At 57.1% G+C, this 15,928-nt stretch carries 14 protein-coding genes; 4 read left to right on the forward strand and 10 right to left on the reverse strand.

Going from position 1 to position 15,928, the window contains the following annotated elements; all coding sequences use genetic code 11:
- Positions 1-88 precede the first annotated feature (88 nt).
- A complete protein-coding gene (locus B5D61_RS08805; RefSeq protein WP_078812975.1) occupies positions 89-1,465 on the forward strand; it encodes an alkaline phosphatase family protein in 1,377 nt (458 codons plus the stop codon).
- Between the two features lie 60 nt (positions 1,466-1,525).
- Here B5D61_RS08805 and B5D61_RS08810 read toward each other — a convergent pair whose 3' ends face one another.
- The 10 genes from B5D61_RS08810 to B5D61_RS08855 all read right to left on the reverse strand — a co-directional run bounded on the left by B5D61_RS08810 (position 1,526) and on the right by B5D61_RS08855 (position 11,650).
- Positions 1,526-2,821 (reverse strand): DUF1501 domain-containing protein, encoded by a 1,296-nt coding sequence (locus B5D61_RS08810; protein ID WP_078812976.1) that lies wholly within the window; start codon positions 2,819-2,821, stop codon positions 1,526-1,528.
- A gap of 67 nt (positions 2,822-2,888) precedes the next feature.
- Entirely contained in the window at positions 2,889-3,356 is a 468-nt protein-coding gene (locus B5D61_RS08815) for an endonuclease NucS domain-containing protein (RefSeq protein WP_078812977.1), read from the reverse strand.
- 34 nt (positions 3,357-3,390) lie between these two features.
- Positions 3,391-4,008, reverse strand: a complete 618-nt coding sequence (locus B5D61_RS08820; protein ID WP_078812978.1) for a hypothetical protein — start codon at positions 4,006-4,008, stop codon at positions 3,391-3,393.
- A gap of 21 nt (positions 4,009-4,029) precedes the next feature.
- The gene (locus B5D61_RS08825; protein ID WP_078812979.1) at positions 4,030-4,920 is read right to left on the reverse strand and encodes a ParA family protein; all 891 of its coding nucleotides are present in this window, start codon (positions 4,918-4,920) and stop codon (positions 4,030-4,032) included.
- A 100-nt stretch (positions 4,921-5,020) separates the two neighbouring features.
- Complete coding sequence (locus B5D61_RS08830; RefSeq protein WP_078812980.1) at positions 5,021-5,641, reverse strand: hypothetical protein; 621 nt, start codon at positions 5,639-5,641, stop codon at positions 5,021-5,023.
- 45 nt (positions 5,642-5,686) lie between these two features.
- Positions 5,687-6,436, reverse strand: coding sequence for a metallophosphoesterase family protein (locus tag B5D61_RS08835; protein WP_078812981.1), 750 nt, complete (start codon positions 6,434-6,436; stop codon positions 5,687-5,689).
- A 3-nt stretch (positions 6,437-6,439) separates the two neighbouring features.
- The gene (locus B5D61_RS08840; RefSeq protein ID WP_078812982.1) at positions 6,440-7,213 is read right to left on the reverse strand and encodes a glycosyltransferase family 2 protein; all 774 of its coding nucleotides are present in this window, start codon (positions 7,211-7,213) and stop codon (positions 6,440-6,442) included.
- 131 nt (positions 7,214-7,344) lie between these two features.
- Entirely contained in the window at positions 7,345-8,559 is a 1,215-nt protein-coding gene (locus B5D61_RS08845; protein WP_078812983.1) for a PepSY-associated TM helix domain-containing protein, read from the reverse strand.
- A 115-nt stretch (positions 8,560-8,674) separates the two neighbouring features.
- Positions 8,675-9,367 (reverse strand): Fe2+-dependent dioxygenase, encoded by a 693-nt coding sequence (locus B5D61_RS08850; protein ID WP_078812984.1) that lies wholly within the window; start codon positions 9,365-9,367, stop codon positions 8,675-8,677.
- A 105-nt stretch (positions 9,368-9,472) separates the two neighbouring features.
- The gene (locus tag B5D61_RS08855) at positions 9,473-11,650 is read right to left on the reverse strand and encodes a TonB-dependent receptor (RefSeq protein ID WP_176159317.1); all 2,178 of its coding nucleotides are present in this window, start codon (positions 11,648-11,650) and stop codon (positions 9,473-9,475) included.
- Between the two features lie 356 nt (positions 11,651-12,006).
- Between B5D61_RS08855 and B5D61_RS08860 the strand changes: the two genes are divergently transcribed.
- The 3 genes from B5D61_RS08860 (at position 12,007) to B5D61_RS08870 (ending at position 15,920) form a co-directional block, all read left to right on the forward strand.
- Entirely contained in the window at positions 12,007-13,797 is a 1,791-nt protein-coding gene (locus B5D61_RS08860; protein ID WP_078812986.1) for a hypothetical protein, read from the forward strand.
- Between the two features lie 56 nt (positions 13,798-13,853).
- Positions 13,854-15,104: a phospholipase D-like domain-containing protein gene (locus tag B5D61_RS08865; RefSeq protein WP_176159318.1), complete on the forward strand. Its 1,251-nt coding sequence runs from the start codon at positions 13,854-13,856 to the stop codon at positions 15,102-15,104.
- Positions 15,105-15,191: 87 nt separating this feature from the next.
- Positions 15,192-15,920 (forward strand): RNA polymerase sigma factor, encoded by a 729-nt coding sequence (locus B5D61_RS08870; protein ID WP_078812988.1) that lies wholly within the window; start codon positions 15,192-15,194, stop codon positions 15,918-15,920.
- Positions 15,921-15,928: the final 8 nt, after the last annotated feature.

The following is a 15,928-nucleotide window of genomic DNA, read 5'->3' on the forward strand; positions in this document are numbered from 1 at the left end:
AGTTTATGCGGCGAGTGTGAAGTTCATTGCCAAAGCCTGTGATGTCCTGAAGACTGAAACTGATCACTGAACACCGTTCCTTCCCCCCATGCCTCGCACAGCCATTCTCAATGTCGTTGGTTTGACTCGCCGTCTGATCGGTGAGCACACGCCAAACATCCGAGCCTTTGTGGAGCGCAATCGTCTGGGCTTGGTGGAGCCGGTGGTGCCTGCTGTCACCTGCACCGCTCAGGCGACGTATGTGACGGGGAAGCTACCCCGGGATCACGGCATCGTGGCCAATGGCTGGTATGATCGTGATTACGCAGAGCATCGATTTTGGAAGCAACCCGAGCAGCTCATTCAATGCGAAAAGCTCTGGGATGTGATGCGCAAACAGGATCGGGACTTCACCTGCGCCAAGGTCTTCTGGTGGTTTAACATGCACTCCACGGCGGACTACGCCATCACCCCGCGGCCGCTGTATCTTTCGGATGGAGGCAAGATCTTCGACATCCATACGCAGCCCATGGGGATGCGTGATCGGGTGAAAAAGGAATTGGGGGCTTTCCCCTTCATGCACTTCTGGGGCCCGGCCTCGGGTATCGAGTCCAGTCAATGGATTGCAGCAAGTGCTAAGTGGATTGAGGAAAAGCACTGGCCCACTCTCAGCCTCGTGTATCTGCCGCATCTGGATTACAATCTCCAGCGCGTCGGTCTGGACATGCCAAAAATCGAGGGTGATTTACAGCAGATCGATGAGGTGGTAGGAGACTTGATCAAGTTTTACGAGCGCCGCCAAATTCAGGTGATCCTGCTCTCTGAATACGGAATCACCGATGTGGATCAGCCGGTGCATCTGAATCGGGTGTTCCGCGAGCATCATTGGTTATCCATCAAGGATGAGCTGGGCACAGAGACCTTGGATCTGGGGGGCAGTCGGGCCTTTGCCATTGCCGATCATCAGCTCGCCCACATCTACGTGAACGATGAAAGTATCCTGGCAGAGGTGAAGTCCGTGCTGGAGCAGACGCCGGGGGTGCAGCAGGTCTTGGGTAAGGTGGAGAAACATTACCTGGGGCTGAATCATGAACGGAGCGGTGATCTGATCGCTGTGGCGGACGCTCGCAGTTGGTTCACCTACTATCACTGGTTTGATGATGCCAAGGCTCCGGAGTTTGCCCGCTGTGTGGATATCCATCGGAAATGTGGGTATGATCCGGTGGAGCTTTTTGTCGATCCGGCTTTAAGATATCCCAAACTGAAGGTCGGCATGAAGCTGGCCAAGAAATTGGCGGGCTTCCGCATGAAGATGGATGTGATCCCGCTCGATGCCACGCTGGTGAAAGGTAGTCACGGGCGCGTGCCTGAGGATGTCGAGGACTGGCCGGTGCTCATCGGTCACTTGCCGCATTTGCCGCGTGCTGGTGCCGTGCCAGCCACGCAGGTTTATGAGCATCTTTTGGAGGCTTGTTCACGGAAATAAAACAAAAACGGCAGGAGAACCGAAGCTCTCCTGCCGTCGAAGCCTCATCAAGACAATCGCCTAACCAAAAAGTTGTGTCAGCGGCTTGCCCTTGTCAGCGATGGTGAAGGGGCGCTTGGTGGATGAGTAGAGCACCTGATCCAGCGGTAGGCCGAGGGCATAACCGATGGTGGCGTTCAGGTCAGGGATGTTGGTGGCTCCCTCGACGACTTTGTCGCCGTTTTCATCGGTGGCGCCATAGACCTGACCACCTCGGATACCGCCACCGGCCAACACACAGCTAAAGCCTGACGGGTGGTGATCGCGGCCATCGTTGGCATTGATCTCCGGCGTGCGGCCAAATTCGGTGGCCAGCACAATGAGGGTTTCATTGAGCATGCCACGGGCATCGAGATCACTGATGAGGGTGCTCATGGCGGAGTCCAGTTCATCGCACAGCTCAGGCACGCGGGTGAAGTTGGCGTTGTGGGTATCCCAATTGCCAAAGCTGACCTCGACATGGCGGACGCCGTGCTCCACGAGGCGGCGAGCAAGGAGGCAGCCCTGACCGAAACGATCGCGACCATACTTCTCACGCAACGCGGCGGGCTCTGCGTCCAGATCGAAGGCTTTCAGTTCCTCGCTCTTCATCATCTTCACCGCATCGTCATACATGTCGCTGTAGGCGCGCACGTTTTTGACGTCGTAGGTCGAGGCGAATTTTTTGTCGAGCTGCTTGGCCACGTTCAGGCGGCTGCTGAAACGATCTTCGGTGAACCAATCCAGCGGACGCACGTTGTTGATGCCGCTTTCAGGATCATTGATCATGAGCGGAGCGAAGCGGGACTCGAAGAAACCGGCCCCTGGATGGCGGCTATCGTTACCGATCATCACACTGCCTGGAAGGGTGGGATTGCCACGATCCTGGAACTTCTGCAGCCACGCACCCATGGAGGGGTGGCGGATGCTGCTGCGCAGCGTGTAGCTGGTGTGCATGAAGTAGTTGCCCTGCTCATGAGCCCCTTGATTGGAAGTCATGCCACGGATGATGGCCAGCTTGTCGGCTTGGCGGGCCAGAAGCGGGATGTTCTCGCTGAGGCGAATGCCGTCCACTTTGGTTTTGATGGCTTTGGTCAGGCCCATCACATCCGAGTTATCAGGTTTCGGATCCCAGGTGTCCAGGTGGCTCATACCGCCGGTCATGTAGAGGTAGATGACGTTGCGGGCGGTGGGCACCTGCTTCAGCGGGCTGGTGTTCTCACCTGCGATGCCAAAAGCCTTGGAACTGAGCTGGCTCAGTGCCGTGACACCTAGAAAGGTCTTCGCGGCACCAGTGACAAACTGGCGACGGCCAAAGGGGGTGGAGGTGGGGTTCATGAGGGTGGTTTTAAATTGCTTACGCCGCCCGAAACGATGTCATGCCAAGCGACCTTGCAGAAATTCTTCAGACCAAGTTCTCGCGTCCACCGCAGTAGGGACACGAGGACAGGCGGTAATCGCGGGCCATTCGGCAGGGACGACAGAGCACCACCTCCCGGGGAATGTCGCGCCCTATCTGGCGGTATTGAAGACGGCCTCCCGTGCGGCCTAACGACTTGGCAGCCTCGGCGCTGATCCCGGCACCCACCACGTAAGCGCGAAACCGGCGGCCTGGCTTTTGGAGCAGTCCACGATAGCGCCGCACCTGCTCCAGCGTGGCGAGGTCCACCGTGCCTTTCTTGATTTCGACCAACGTGGTCTGAGTCTCGTCTTCAAAAAGCAGATCCACGCGATAGCTGGTGGGCCGCAAAATGTATTGCCGCTGAGGAACAGGAAGACCGGGGGCGAGCAGCTCGGGATGCGCAAACAGCAGATCCTCCACCCAGGCTTCCGTGCGCGTGTAGCGGAGGATTTCCAGAGCGGTTTTCGACATGGGAATGAGGGGAAAAGGGAGGGGGGCGAGGCCCTCAGGTGATCTGGTGCCCGGCGACACGGACGGCGGCTTTGTGAATCTCGCGGATCAGCCAGGCTCGCTGAACGTCTTTAGGAAGTTTCATGCCGTTGTCTCTAGCCAGGGACTTGAGGGCAGTATCCCTTTTGTAACGACTGTCCATTTCCTCAACGAAGGACTCCTCATCCAACTTGCCCAGGCGAAGCAGCTCGTCCTGGCGCGCTTGTTTATCTCTAGGAAGAGGAACAGCGGCGGCCCGGGCTTTATTCACCACCCCTGTGACGGCTGGCAGGGCTTGTTCCCCCAGACCTTGTGCTTTCACGTCTTTGAGGAACTTGGTCCGCATGGCTCCGGCTTTGGCATCGGCGGGGGGCTTGCTGCCTAACACGTTTTGAAATAGCTTTTTCATCTCGGGCTCCTTCAGCAGTTTGCTGTCTGGGCCGGAGAAGATTTTGTCTAAATCCGATAGTCCAGGAGCCAAACCGCTGATCGCTTCAGCCGTGACTTTTTCAAAGGTGGTTAGGCTCTTGTTGAAGGCTGCGGCTTTCTTGACAAAAGCCGCGTTGTCGAGATCCCGGACATTTTTCTCCAGGCTCGCAGCCAGCGCGCGCAAACGTTGGACAAGTTCGTTCATGGTGGGGGAGGGGAAGTCGTTTTAAAGAGATTGGAAATGCGAGTGAAAGGCCTTGGCAATTTGGCTGTAATCGTCAGCTCCGCGTCCGGTGGGATTGTGGAGGATCACGGGCATGTGCTCGTTGGTGGATTCTGCAACATCCGCTAAGTGACGAATGGGCGGGAGTAAAAGCTTAGCGTCATGATGCGTGAGACCCTCCGCTTTCAGTCGATGTAGGGTGATTTCGAGCTCATTCAGTCCTTGGTCATGTGCCTTACTTGGTTTGTAGTGACTGGCTAGCAAGGCCACGATGGAAGCCCTCCTGCGGATGCCCTTGAAGCCGCTGATACGATCATTGAATTGCTCAATCTGTTGGGCCAAGAGCTGAAAGCCTGAGAGTGAGAGAAAGTCAGGCACGTAGGGCACGACACAGTTTTCCGCTGCATACAGGGCGTTCTTCGAGATGGAATAAACATTCGGTGGGCAGTCGAAGAAGATGTAATCGTATTCCTTGTAGTAGGGTTTCAAGGCTTGATGGAGGAACTCAAAGAAACGTGCGTATTTGTTCTGATGAATCCGATCTTCAATCGTGATCAACTCCACAGCGGCAGGTAGAATATCCAGGCGTGAAATCTGAGAAATGCCGCCCTTCCGAGGCACAGCTCTAACAACAGCCTTCTCAAAATCAAACCGGTGTGTGCCCATGATTTGATCCTGGAAAATCTGGTAAGTGGAGTTTTTTCCACCGTCCACATGGGCTTTCCAATCCGCAGGCGGCATGAGCCAGAAGCTGGCGTTGCACTGGGGATCGAGGTCCACGATCAGCACGCGCTGCTTCTGATAATGGGCCAAGGCAGCTCCGATATTGACAGCCGTGGCGGTTTTACCCACTCCGCCTTTAAAGTTCAGGAATGCGATGGTGTTGGCACTCATAATTCACTGAGGACAGGTGCCGATACTGCATGGTAAGACTTCCGTAGGCAAGTCAGATAATGCAATTTTTGTTAGAAGTGAACGGGCTGGTTAGGCCAATTCAGGGGCGCTTTTTCACAATCCTGACGGAGTAGATGCCAGAGGCCCGTTTTGAGAGCGGCGTCGGGTCTGAACTGGCCAGCAGAGGATCGTAAACCAGATATTCCAGCCCTTCTTTACCCACCACCACGGCCCAATGCGGAATCCCCATGGGCAGAAAGAACTTCACGACGGGGTAGTGCCCCTGCTTCAGAGCCTGATCGAGCGCGGTGTGGGTGGGAGAGCCTGTGACGTCCACCTCCAGGCGTTTTTCGAAGACTTGGCTCACCGCTGACCAGACTAACCAGCCGCGTTCGGTATAACCACCTGCCTGGATCAAGTCGCGGTTGAAGGTCCTTGGGTCCGTCGTCTCCCCGAGATACTGCGCGGCACTGGCGACGCTGCACATGGCACAGCCGACGCCTTTGATGGTCTCACCCGAGCCTCCGATCTTCTCCGCTGCCCAACGGGGATCGTTCTGCAGGAAGTGCTTTCCCGCTACTGGCAGGCGAATCGACAGCGATTGCCCACCCATAACCGCAATGTGCGGGCTGGCGATCCGAGTTTTTCGCCACACATAGAACGCCAGTCCTGCTCCACCAATCACGAAGGTGAGGAAAGCGATGATGAGGAGGCGCTTCATAAATGTCAGATGAAGTTTGCAAGACTAGAGACATTCGTTTGAGCGTTAAAGCTCAATCGTGAGATCCGCTTGAAAATGGGGATTCGGAGAGTCGGGGTAGCCCTGTGGATTGGCGACGATGCGTGTTTCACCGATCTTGTAATCCTGGCTATGGTGAATGTGTCCATGCACCCAAAGCTTGGGTTGATGCGTGAGGATGAATTCATCCAAATGCGAGGCATAAGCACAACTGATGGCTTCATCTCGTCGGTGAATCGGCAGCGATTTTGCAGAGGGGGCGTGATGAGTGACGACGATAGTTTTTCGAGGGTCGTGCCTCTGTAGAAAGTCTTCGAGACGACGAACGGATTCCAGATGAATGGCGCGTGTGTCTCGAGGCGATAGCTTTCTATAACTGTGGTTGGATAGCCGGACTCGTTTATAGTCATTCATCTGGAGTTGGGCTTCGATAGCGCCATTTTCCCAAGCTCCTTGGAGTGCCAGATTTGTCCAAAGGGTGCAGGCATAGATGTGCCAACCTTGGATTTCGAAACTGTCGTTTTCGAGCACATGAATGTTTGTGCCCTGAGTGGCGTCGTTGAGGCGCTCCGTTACCCGTGGGAGCTTGTCTCCGTAAAACTCATGGTTACCGCAGATGTAAACGGTGGGAATGCCACGGCTGAAGTCTTGAATCCATGGCAAAGCGGATTGCTTGGTGGAAATATCACCTGCCAGAATGATTAAATCACAGTCCACCGCAGGGATATCCGTGGGGCCAAACTCACGGTGCAAATCACTGAGCAAATGAATCCGCATAGATCACTGATTGGAACTGACCGTCGGCGCTCGTTTGAGCAAGGCGCTGCTCACATAATGCAGATAAGCGGGGACAGCGCGGGTGAGGGGCAGATGCTCAAACTCACGCAGGATGCGCCAGCGGGCGATGGCGGCTTTGACTTTATTTCCGGAGCGGCTGGTGGGGGCGACCCGATAGTGGGCCAGCACCTCAGGCACTCCGTGAGCCGTGGTCTGACGCAGGAGCTGAAGCCAGAGGATGTAGTCCTCGTGCAGGAACTCGACGAACTGCACCGCAGGAAATGCGGAGCGGCGAAACATGGCCGTGAGACAGCCGAGGAGGTTATCTCGCAGCAGGTCCGCATGGGTCAGCTTTTCCGGTGGGCGAATGATGGTGGGAAGCGGACGACCTTGCCAATCGATCTGACGATAACCCGTGTAAGCGAGATGGCAGCCCGTGGTTTCCATGAGAGCGAGTTGCTTCTCCAGCTTTTCAGGCAGCCAGAGATCATCGCTATCGAGGAACGCGATGAAGTCTCCTGTTGCGGTTTTGAGGGCATGGTTCCGGTTGAAGACACAGCCGCCTTCAGGCAGTCCTTGGATCACTCGGATGCGTGGATCTTCAGCGGCCAAGGCTTCCGCCATGGTCAGGGTTTCATCCTTGGAGTTGCGATCCACCACCAGCAGTAATTCCCAGGTGGGATAGGTCTGGGCCTGCACGGACTGAACCGATTCTCTCAGGGTGGCCACGGCGTTGTAAGCGGGCATCACGATGGAGATCAGAGAGGGAGCAGGCATGGGCAGGTCGGGAACAGGAGGGGCTAGAAATGCAAAAGGATCGTGTGTAGCATACAACACGATCCTTGCTGGAGGGCAATTGCCTCCCGGTGAGTTTTTTTTGTCGTTTGATTGGCTGCTTGTGAATGGGTCTAGGTCTCGGCCGATGCGGTTTTCTTCGAGCGTCCAAAGAATCTACGCCAGGCCAAGGCAAAGCCTGTCCACACCAGCATGGTAGCGGCGAGGGTGCATAGGGCAGCGATGGTTTGACCCACCACGCCAAATAGCTCTCCGGTATGCAGGTAGCGGGAATACATGCGCAGGCGCCGCCCGAGATTCTGCTGAGTGATGTCGTCTGGGCTTGGAAGCACTTTTTGTTGGGTGGTGTCCAGGTTGAGCATGGTGCGCAGATGCACTTGGCCGCGTCCACCTCGATCCACCATCACGGGAAACGCGGCCCCTGGCTGCTGAGGCATGCGCAGGCTGAGACTCTGCCAGCCGGGAGTGTCCTGACGAACTTGAGTCAGCAAAGGGGCCAAGCCTGCCAACGAGGGGGGAGGAGGGGAGGGACGCTCACCACGAGGGCCGCCTTCACCGCGAGGACCACCAGCTTGAGCCATGTTGCCTCCAGGTCCGCTAGGGCCTCCGGCGGGACGATTACGGGGCGGTGGTGGTTCGTTGCCGGTGGCGCGGAAGAGCAGGTTGTTGGCCCAGGAGTAGGAGATGATCAATCCGGTCAGGATGATGAAGATCATGGGGAAGGCGGTCCAGAAACCCACGACGTTGTGCCAGTTCCAGTCGCGGGCGCGGCCTTTGAGCTTGCGATTGAAAAGCAGCACGGCCTTTACATTCGTCCAACGCCAGTGCTTCGGCCACCAGAGATAGATGCCACTGAGGAGCAAGACTCCAAAGACGAGGGTGCCAGCACCGGTGATGGCCTTACCCACTTCACGCTCCAGGCCGGTGCCGCTGAGAAAGCGATGCCAGTCGGTGACGGTATGAAAGAAGTCATGCCAGGTGTGATCACCCTCACCAAGAAACTCGCCGGTGTAGGGGTTGGCAAAGTAAGTGCCCTCACGCCCCATGGAGAGGGTGACTGGAGCTGCGGGATCTGCCTTCCAGGTGTAGCCGGTGGGTTGCAGATCAGGCTTCTGCTTCTGCACCTGAGTCAGCAGGCTTTCGATGTCCAGCGGTGTGGCACCGCCTTCAGGGACAGCCACCCGCAGGTCACGATTGGCCCACTCCATGATCTGCACCTCGTAGGAGATCATGAAACCGCTGATAGCCATGGAGAGGATGATGAGGCCAGCCACGATGCCGGCAATGAGATGAGCCCAGAAAATGCTGCGGTGAAAGGTGAGATGCATTGAGAAAAAACCAGGGATAAAAGAAGCGAACAGAACCCCGCTCAGGCAGGGGAGTTGCGGAAAGCTCAGGGATTCTTTTGGAAGATCAAGAGGGCTTCAAGAGAGGGGGTGGTGACTACATTTCAGCCCATTGGCGGAGCAGATTGTGATACACACCGGTGAGTTGCACGCCTGTTTTTTCGGCGACTTCATTCCCCGCCAGTTCATGAGCCAGCCTCTGGATGGAAAGGTCCAGGTCAAAGAGCATGGCGCGCTGTCCATTGTCCCGGATCATGCTCTGCAGCCAGAAGAATGCGGAGACACGGGCACCGCGAGTGACAGGGGTGACGTGATGCAGGCTGGTGGAGGGATAAAGCACCATGTGCCCGCGCGGTAGCTTCACGCTCTGCACGCCGTAGGTGTCCTCGATGCACAGTTCACCGCCATCGTATTCCTCTGGATCCGAGAAAAACAGCGTCATGCTGAGGTCTGTGCGGATGCGCATTCCAGTGCCATGGATATGGCGGATGGCATTGTCCACATGGGTGCCAAAGGATTGCCCACCTGCGTAGCGATTGAACATCGGCGGCATGATGTGGAGTGGCAGAGCCGAGGCCTGGAAGAGAGGATTCGTGGCGAGGGCTTTCAGGATCATGTCTCCCACTTCACGGGCCGCCGGGCTCTCAAAGGGCAGTTGCATGTTGTCCTTGGCCTTGGCGGATTGATAGCCGGTTGTGCCTTTACCATCCACCCAGTCCGCCGCATCCAGGATCTGGCGGGCCTGAGCCGTTTGTTCCGGGGTAAGGACGTCTGGGAGAGTGAGGAGCATAACGAGGAGTGTAACAGGACTAACGGGGTCTGAAAGCGAGAAACCGGGGGCGACAGAATACGCACTCGCGTATCGTCACCCCCGGCAGGTCACGGTGGAGAGAAATTAGAACTTATAGGTCGCTGTGATTGCTGCGGAGCGCCCAGCACCCGGAATGAAGTGGCCACCACCTACGCGGTCGATGTAGCGTTCGTCAGCGATGTTATAAACATTCAGGCGGACGTTGAACTTATCGTTCACTTCGTAGTTCAGCATCGCGTCACAAGTCCAATAAGCTGGAGCTGTTCGGGAGGTGTTGGAATTTCCATTCTGGCGATCACCCACATACTGGGCACCGAAACCGATCTGCACGCGGAAGGGTAAGTTATAAGTGGTCCAGATGTTGAAGCTATGGTCCGGAGTGTTGCCCAAAGATTGACCCAGTTCAGCGGCATTGCCAGACTCTTCAACTTCGCTCTCCATGTAGGCATAGCCTGCAATGATGTTCCAGTTTTTGGTGATCTGGCCAGAGATGCCAAATTCAATGCCATTCACGACTTGGTTACCCGCAAGTACGGTGTCACCAGCAATGTCGGTCGTGCGTGCATTGGTTTTTTCCGTGCGGAAGAGGGCCGCGGTGAGCAGCAGGCGTTCATCCAGCAGTTCCCATTTGGTGCCCAGTTCGTAGCTGCGGTTTTCTTCGGGGTCTAGAGTGGATTGAGCTGCGCTCAGGCCCAGACCAGTGTTGGTGTCAATCGAGGGGTTGAAGGATGTGCCGTAGCCGAAGTAGATGCTTCCGTATTCCACGGGCTTATACACGAGGCTTGCTTTCCAGCTAAACAGATCATCGGTGTTGCTGAAACCTGCCGTTCCTCCTGGCCCACGTGCCTCAGCCTCCAGGTGATCATAACGGACGCCACCACCGAGTTCGAAATGTTTACCGATGTTGATGGTATCGAAGACGTAGAAGGAGATGGTGTCGAGATGCGCCTCGGCACCGCCAGGCAGCACAGGGCGTGCTTTGTGTCCATCGTTCCGATTCGGGTCAAAAAGATCCGTTCGGCTCAGGGGCTGATCAGCGGCAAGCGTCGAAGCGTTGGCGTTCATCTGGCGCTCCCAAGAGATTTCCATGCCCGCCACCAATGCATGTTTAAGCAGAGGTCCCGTGTCAAACTCTGCGATCAGGTTTGTCTGATTGGACAGAATTTCTTGGGTCTGCTCACGGTGTTGTTGCTGGCGATTCAGAGTCGTCGTTGCGTCAGTGCTACTGACAAACCGAGGTGCCGTAATATTGGAGTGGCGGTAAGTACGGCTGTAACGCAGCACGTTGCGCAATTTGAGGTGTTCTGAAAAATCGTGTTCCAAAATACTCGTGATGAGATCACTTTGGATGTCTTCGAAGTCTGTGACCTCACGACCATAAAAACTGTCGAAATCGACGGGAGGCGCTTCATTTCGCGAGTCAGCCAAGGTCCCCGTTTTGGTGGCCGGAACCCAAGGGATACCATAATCAGGGATGTTGTTTTCCGTCATGTGTTGGTAGTTCAAGAAGAGACGAGTGTCTGTGCCCAAACCAAAAGCCAAGGAAGCAGCGATGCCATAACGCTCTTGATTGACGATATCGCGTCCAGGGGTATCTGCTGAGTGATACATGGCGTTGACGCGTAGAGCGGAGTGCTCAGACAGTGGCTGATTGTAGTCCAGCGTGCTGCGATACAGATTGTCGGTACCGAAGGATTGAGAGAAGTTGCCGCCGCGCTCTTGGTTAGCCAGCTTGGTGCTCAAGTTCACAGAGCCACCCGTGGAGCCGCGGCCCGATGTGGTGGAGGAAGGTCCCTTGGCAATTTCGACCTGTTCCGTATTGAAGGGGTCTCGGTTGTATCCGGCAATGTCGCGGACACCGTCTTGGTAGATATCACCCCGAGAACCGAATCCACGGATCGTCAGCATGTCACCAGGAAGACCGCCGCCGCCTTCACCTGCCTGCATGGAGATGCCGGGGGTGTTACGGAGCACATCACGCAGACTGAAGGCACCGCGATCTTCGATCACTGCTTTTGGAATGACGGTGATGGTTTGGGGGATGTCACGAAGAGGCTCTGTGTATTTTGGGCTCTGCAGGCGCTCAGCTTTATACACTTTCTCGGTCTCAGCGGTGACGACCACTTCCGGCAGTTCCTCGATGCTGCCTTCGGCTGGAACATCGGTGGGGGCGGGGGCAGCGGTCTGGGCGGCAAGGCTGCCGATGAAGCCCAGCGTGGAGGTCCAGGCAAGACCCTGAGGCAGAGAGCGGATGGAGGACATTGAAGATTTCATGTGGCGGGAGTCCGAATGCGTTTGTTGATGAAAATCAGTCGCAATTGCGGGTGCTGCGAATAAGTCTCAGGAGCAGGAGTGTCAAATGTCTTTTTGAGATTTCGTCGCTTTAGTGCGAAACTTTTCCGAAGATTCGGGTGATCAGCCGCCTTCGGAGCCGGGGTGCGTGCTGCTGGAAGAGGTCTTGATACTTCTGTGCTCGACCCGTGAGCAGGGACCTCCCCTGGCACGGGCAGTGCTGAAATAGTAGGCCTCCCCCGGAGCATTCTCAGCAAAAACAGACCTGCGCTGTTGTGGAAGTCCACGGCCTGTCGCTGAGGCACCTCGTGGGGAGCGACGCCTCTATGAAGACGAATCACCTCCCTTATGGTTGCTTACTGGGGCTGCTGGTCAGCCTCGCGGCCACGTCACTCTCCTGGGGGCAGACCGCCACCTGGAATGGCACGGGCACCGCCAGTTGGCTAGATACCACTAAGTGGACCTGGACTGGAGGCTCCGCACCAAGCTCCGGCCTACCGGATACGGCCACCTCCGTCGTCATCGGCAACGGCGGCACGGTCCAGCTCCAGGGCAGCAGCCAATCCATCGTGGGCTTGACCATGAACAATGGCCGCCTGGAGATCACGCGTGATACCGTTGGAGCCGTCTTGACGCTTTCCGGGGCGGTGGCTCTGGGCAGTTCCACCGGCTCCGTCAGCGAGGTGCTGCTGGATGGGCTCGGCACGGAGTTCATCAAAACAGGGTCTAACCAGATGCATATAGGAGCATCCGGGACAGCGACTTTTACGGTGAGCAATCAGGCCAAGTTGACCGCCTCCGCTGGCTTTCATGTGGGGCTGGGAAACAGCACAGGCAGCACAGGGAAGGGCACGCTGAACATCACGACGGGCGGACAAGTCATCGTCAATAGCACCTTCATGGTCGGGCATCGCGGCAACGGCACGGTGAATGTGACCGATGGCGGCTACCTGAAAACGACCAACGGTTATCTCTCCGGGTATGGTCAGGATGGTAACCGAGTCAAAGGCACCTCTCTGGTGAAGGTCTCTGGAGAAAACAGCAAATGGGATGTGGGAAGCATCTACGTGGGGAATGCCGGCACGGGCACCATCCTGGTGGAGGACCTGGGCCAAGTGATCAGCACCAATGTCGTTTATATTGGGTATTGGAATGGCGGAGGGACGGCTCCAGCTCCCGCACCCATTTACGGCACGGGCACACTGACGGTGCAGAGCAGCGGTTTGTTTCAGACCTCCTCCAGCCTGAACATCGGCACGAGCGGGAGCACAGGCACACTCAACCTCACGAGTAACGGGCGGGTCCACGTGGGCAGCGGCGCAGGCACGATCACACTCGGCGAGAAAGGTTCTCTCAATATCGGGGCTGATGTCCTGCTGCCAGAGGCTGTGCCCGCAGCGCCTGGCATCATCTCTGCGGGCACGGTCACCAGTGCAGAGACTGGCAGCGTGATCAGGCTTTTCCATAGCGACCAAACAGGTGCCTACCACCTGACCAAGACGGGTCTCGCCGCAGGGGCTCATGTCACCCTGGCCGGTGCCCTGAAGCTGCAGGCTCTGTCGGGGGTGACGACCCTCATTGGAGCTAACACCTTCACTGGAGGCACCGAGATCGGCGGAGACGCGGCGCTCACCGCGCGGATGGTGATCAAACACGCATCCGCTCTTGGCACCGGAGCTGTGGTGGTGAAAGCCAATGGCGTCTTGGAAATCGCGCCCACCATCACCAGCACGCTCGACACCTTGACCTTGGAGGGAGGTAGTGGATTGGCGGTGACCCTGGATGCTGCGGGTGGCGATACCACGCCCGCGATCCAGCTTTCTCAAAGCCTGAGCTTGGCTGGTGATTCTGAGGAGAAGATCAAAATCTACGTTAGTGGCACCGAGGCCATCACCAACCCGGCGCTGTATGACTGGACCCTGCTCACCGCCAGCGGGGGCATCGAGGCCGAGGATGCCAGTCGGTTTGAAGTGGTGTCCGACCTCGCCGGGCTCTACGTCTTCCTTCGGGACGACTCCCTGGTCGTAGGCATGAACAGCATCGTCATTCCCGAGCCGGATCGCCTGGGCTTGTGCCTCGTCGGTATCGGCGGACTGGCCATGCGCCGTCGGCGTTAAGATATCCTGGCAAATTATTCGTCGAAATGGCGGCTTCGTGCATAGTCACCCCGATTGTGCTGAGACTGTTGTTACCTCCCGTTTTTCTCCTCACCTGTCTGCTGCTGAACTCCTGTGTGGCGGTCGGCTTTCAAAAGGTGGCCAAGGCACCGCCTCCGGTGGACACGCCCGCCTTTGCCCAGGAGTTGGCTCGCGTGGTGAAGACACCCTGGACGGAGGGAAACGCCATCCAGACTCTGGAGAATGGCGGGCGCTATTTCCCCGCCATGCTTCAGAGCATGCGTGAGGCTCAGCACTCCATCACCTTCGAGTCCTATGTGTGTGTGGACAGTGAACCCACGCGCAACTTCACCCAGATGTTCGTCCAAAAAGCGCGGGAAGGCGTGCCGGTGCATGTGCTGCTGGATGCCTTTGGCTGCTCCAAGTTCGGCGAGGCCAATCTTCAGGCCATGCGTGACGCGGGGGTGGAGCTGAAGCTGTATCGGCCCATGAACGTCCTGCTACCCTGGCGCTACATCCACCGCACCCACCGCCGGGTGCTGGTGGTGGATGGGCAGGTCGGCTACATGGGCGGGGCCGGTTGGGCCTACTGCTGGGATGGCTTTGCAGACAGTGTGCACCGCTGGCGGGATACGGAGTATGAACTGCGGGGCCCGGTGGTGGCGCAACTCCAGGATAACTTCAATGATAACTGGCAGGAAGTGGCTGGGAAGCGTCTGGTGGGGCCTGCCTACTATCCTGAGCTGAGGCCTTCAGGGGCTCTCAAAGCTCAGGTGGCGCTCGGCGCACCGGAGAAGCTGGGGGATACGCTAGGCAGCAGTTATCTCCTGGCCTTTCGTGCGGCGCAGAAGTCCATCGTGATCGCTCACGCTTACTTCATCCCGAATGCACCGCTCATGCAGGCTCTGCTGGAGGCACTGAAGCGCGGGGTGCATGTGCAGATCATCATCCCAGGGAAGCACATTGATTTCCCGGCCTCACGCTCCGTGAACACGCGTTATCTGCGCACACTGGTGGACGCTGGGGCGGAGCTGTATGAATTCCAGCCGACGATGACTCATGGCAAGTTGGTGATCGTGGATGATCACCTCAGCATCGCAGGTTCCACCAACCTGGATCAGCGCTCGTTCTTCATCAATGATGAGAACAATCTGAACGTATTGGACGCCAGCTTCGCCGCCCGTCAGCTCGACATGGTGGCGCGGGATAAACAGCGTAGCTTGCGCTTGGAAAACAAAGACCTCAAGCTCCCCTGGAATCGCAAACTCCAGGGACTGTTCTGCCGACTGTTTGAATACCAGATGTGATCTGGTTTAGGACTCAGTCTGAAATTTTTTGTGTAATGTTTCGCTTGGGAACCGTCAGCAAACCATGGCAATCTCCAGCCTTGCCTCATGATCACCGACCTTCCATCTCACCGCGATGAGGCGCTTTTTCTTACCACGCGATGGACGCGGGTGCGTTTGGCTAAGGCGGACTCTGCGGCAGGGCGGTTGGCCTTGGCGGAGCTTTGTGAGGCTTATTATGAGCCAGTGCTGGCTTATCTCCGCTACGAACTGAGAGACGTGGACGCGGGGCGCGAGCTTAGCCATGCGTTTTTTGCCGAAGTGCTCCGGGGAGGACGTATCGAAGGGGCGGATCAAGAGCGAGGGCGCTTTCGGTCTTATTTGTTAGGGGCGGTGAAACACTTCCTGTCAAGACATCGAGAAGCGCTGCACAGTCTCAAACGAGGTTCGGGACGCGTCCCTCTATGCATGGATGATGCAGAGGTGGCGGAAGTATCGGATCCGCACCAGCTCTCCCCCGATGCCGCTTTTGATCGGCAATGGGCGCTGACCATGCTCGAGCGCAGTTTGAACGCGCTGCGGCTTCAGTTGAACGCCGAGGGACGAGGGCCTTTCTTTGATCGGGTGCGGCCAATGCTGACGGGGGAGGCCGCGCATGGGGATCAGGCCTCCATCGCCAGCGAGTGCAGCATGACGGTGGAGACTTTCCGTGTGGCTCTGCATCGGCTCAAGCGGCGCCTGCGCCAGTGTGTGAAGGAGGAGATCTCTGGCACGCTGGAGGATGACACAAATTTGGAGGATGAAATGCAGACCCTCTTTGCAGCTTTGAGTGGGTGATTGGAAAA

Source organism: Prosthecobacter debontii (assembly GCF_900167535.1).
In the GTDB taxonomy this organism is placed as follows: Bacteria; Verrucomicrobiota; Verrucomicrobiia; order Verrucomicrobiales; family Verrucomicrobiaceae; genus Prosthecobacter; species Prosthecobacter debontii.

Excerpts from the sequence above, each read along its gene's own strand:
- B5D61_RS08805 (WP_078812975.1), top strand. The coding sequence starts at position 89 with ATGCCTCGCACAGCCATTCTCAATGTCGTTGGTTTGACTCGCCGTCTG.
- B5D61_RS08810 (WP_078812976.1), bottom strand. The coding sequence starts at position 2,821 with ATGAACCCCACCTCCACCCCCTTTGGCCGTCGCCAGTTTGTCACTGGT.
- B5D61_RS08815 (WP_078812977.1), bottom strand. The coding sequence starts at position 3,356 with ATGTCGAAAACCGCTCTGGAAATCCTCCGCTACACGCGCACGGAAGCC.
- B5D61_RS08820 (WP_078812978.1), bottom strand. The coding sequence starts at position 4,008 with ATGAACGAACTTGTCCAACGTTTGCGCGCGCTGGCTGCGAGCCTGGAG.
- B5D61_RS08825 (WP_078812979.1), bottom strand. The coding sequence starts at position 4,920 with ATGAGTGCCAACACCATCGCATTCCTGAACTTTAAAGGCGGAGTGGGT.
- B5D61_RS08830 (WP_078812980.1), bottom strand. The coding sequence starts at position 5,641 with ATGAAGCGCCTCCTCATCATCGCTTTCCTCACCTTCGTGATTGGTGGA.
- B5D61_RS08835 (WP_078812981.1), bottom strand. The coding sequence starts at position 6,436 with ATGCGGATTCATTTGCTCAGTGATTTGCACCGTGAGTTTGGCCCCACG.
- B5D61_RS08840 (WP_078812982.1), bottom strand. The coding sequence starts at position 7,213 with ATGCCTGCTCCCTCTCTGATCTCCATCGTGATGCCCGCTTACAACGCC.
- B5D61_RS08845 (WP_078812983.1), bottom strand. The coding sequence starts at position 8,559 with ATGCATCTCACCTTTCACCGCAGCATTTTCTGGGCTCATCTCATTGCC.
- B5D61_RS08850 (WP_078812984.1), bottom strand. The coding sequence starts at position 9,367 with ATGCTCCTCACTCTCCCAGACGTCCTTACCCCGGAACAAACGGCTCAG.
- B5D61_RS08855 (WP_176159317.1), bottom strand. The coding sequence starts at position 11,650 with ATGTCCTCCATCCGCTCTCTGCCTCAGGGTCTTGCCTGGACCTCCACG.
- B5D61_RS08860 (WP_078812986.1), top strand. The coding sequence starts at position 12,007 with ATGAAGACGAATCACCTCCCTTATGGTTGCTTACTGGGGCTGCTGGTC.
- B5D61_RS08870 (WP_078812988.1), top strand. The coding sequence starts at position 15,192 with ATGATCACCGACCTTCCATCTCACCGCGATGAGGCGCTTTTTCTTACC.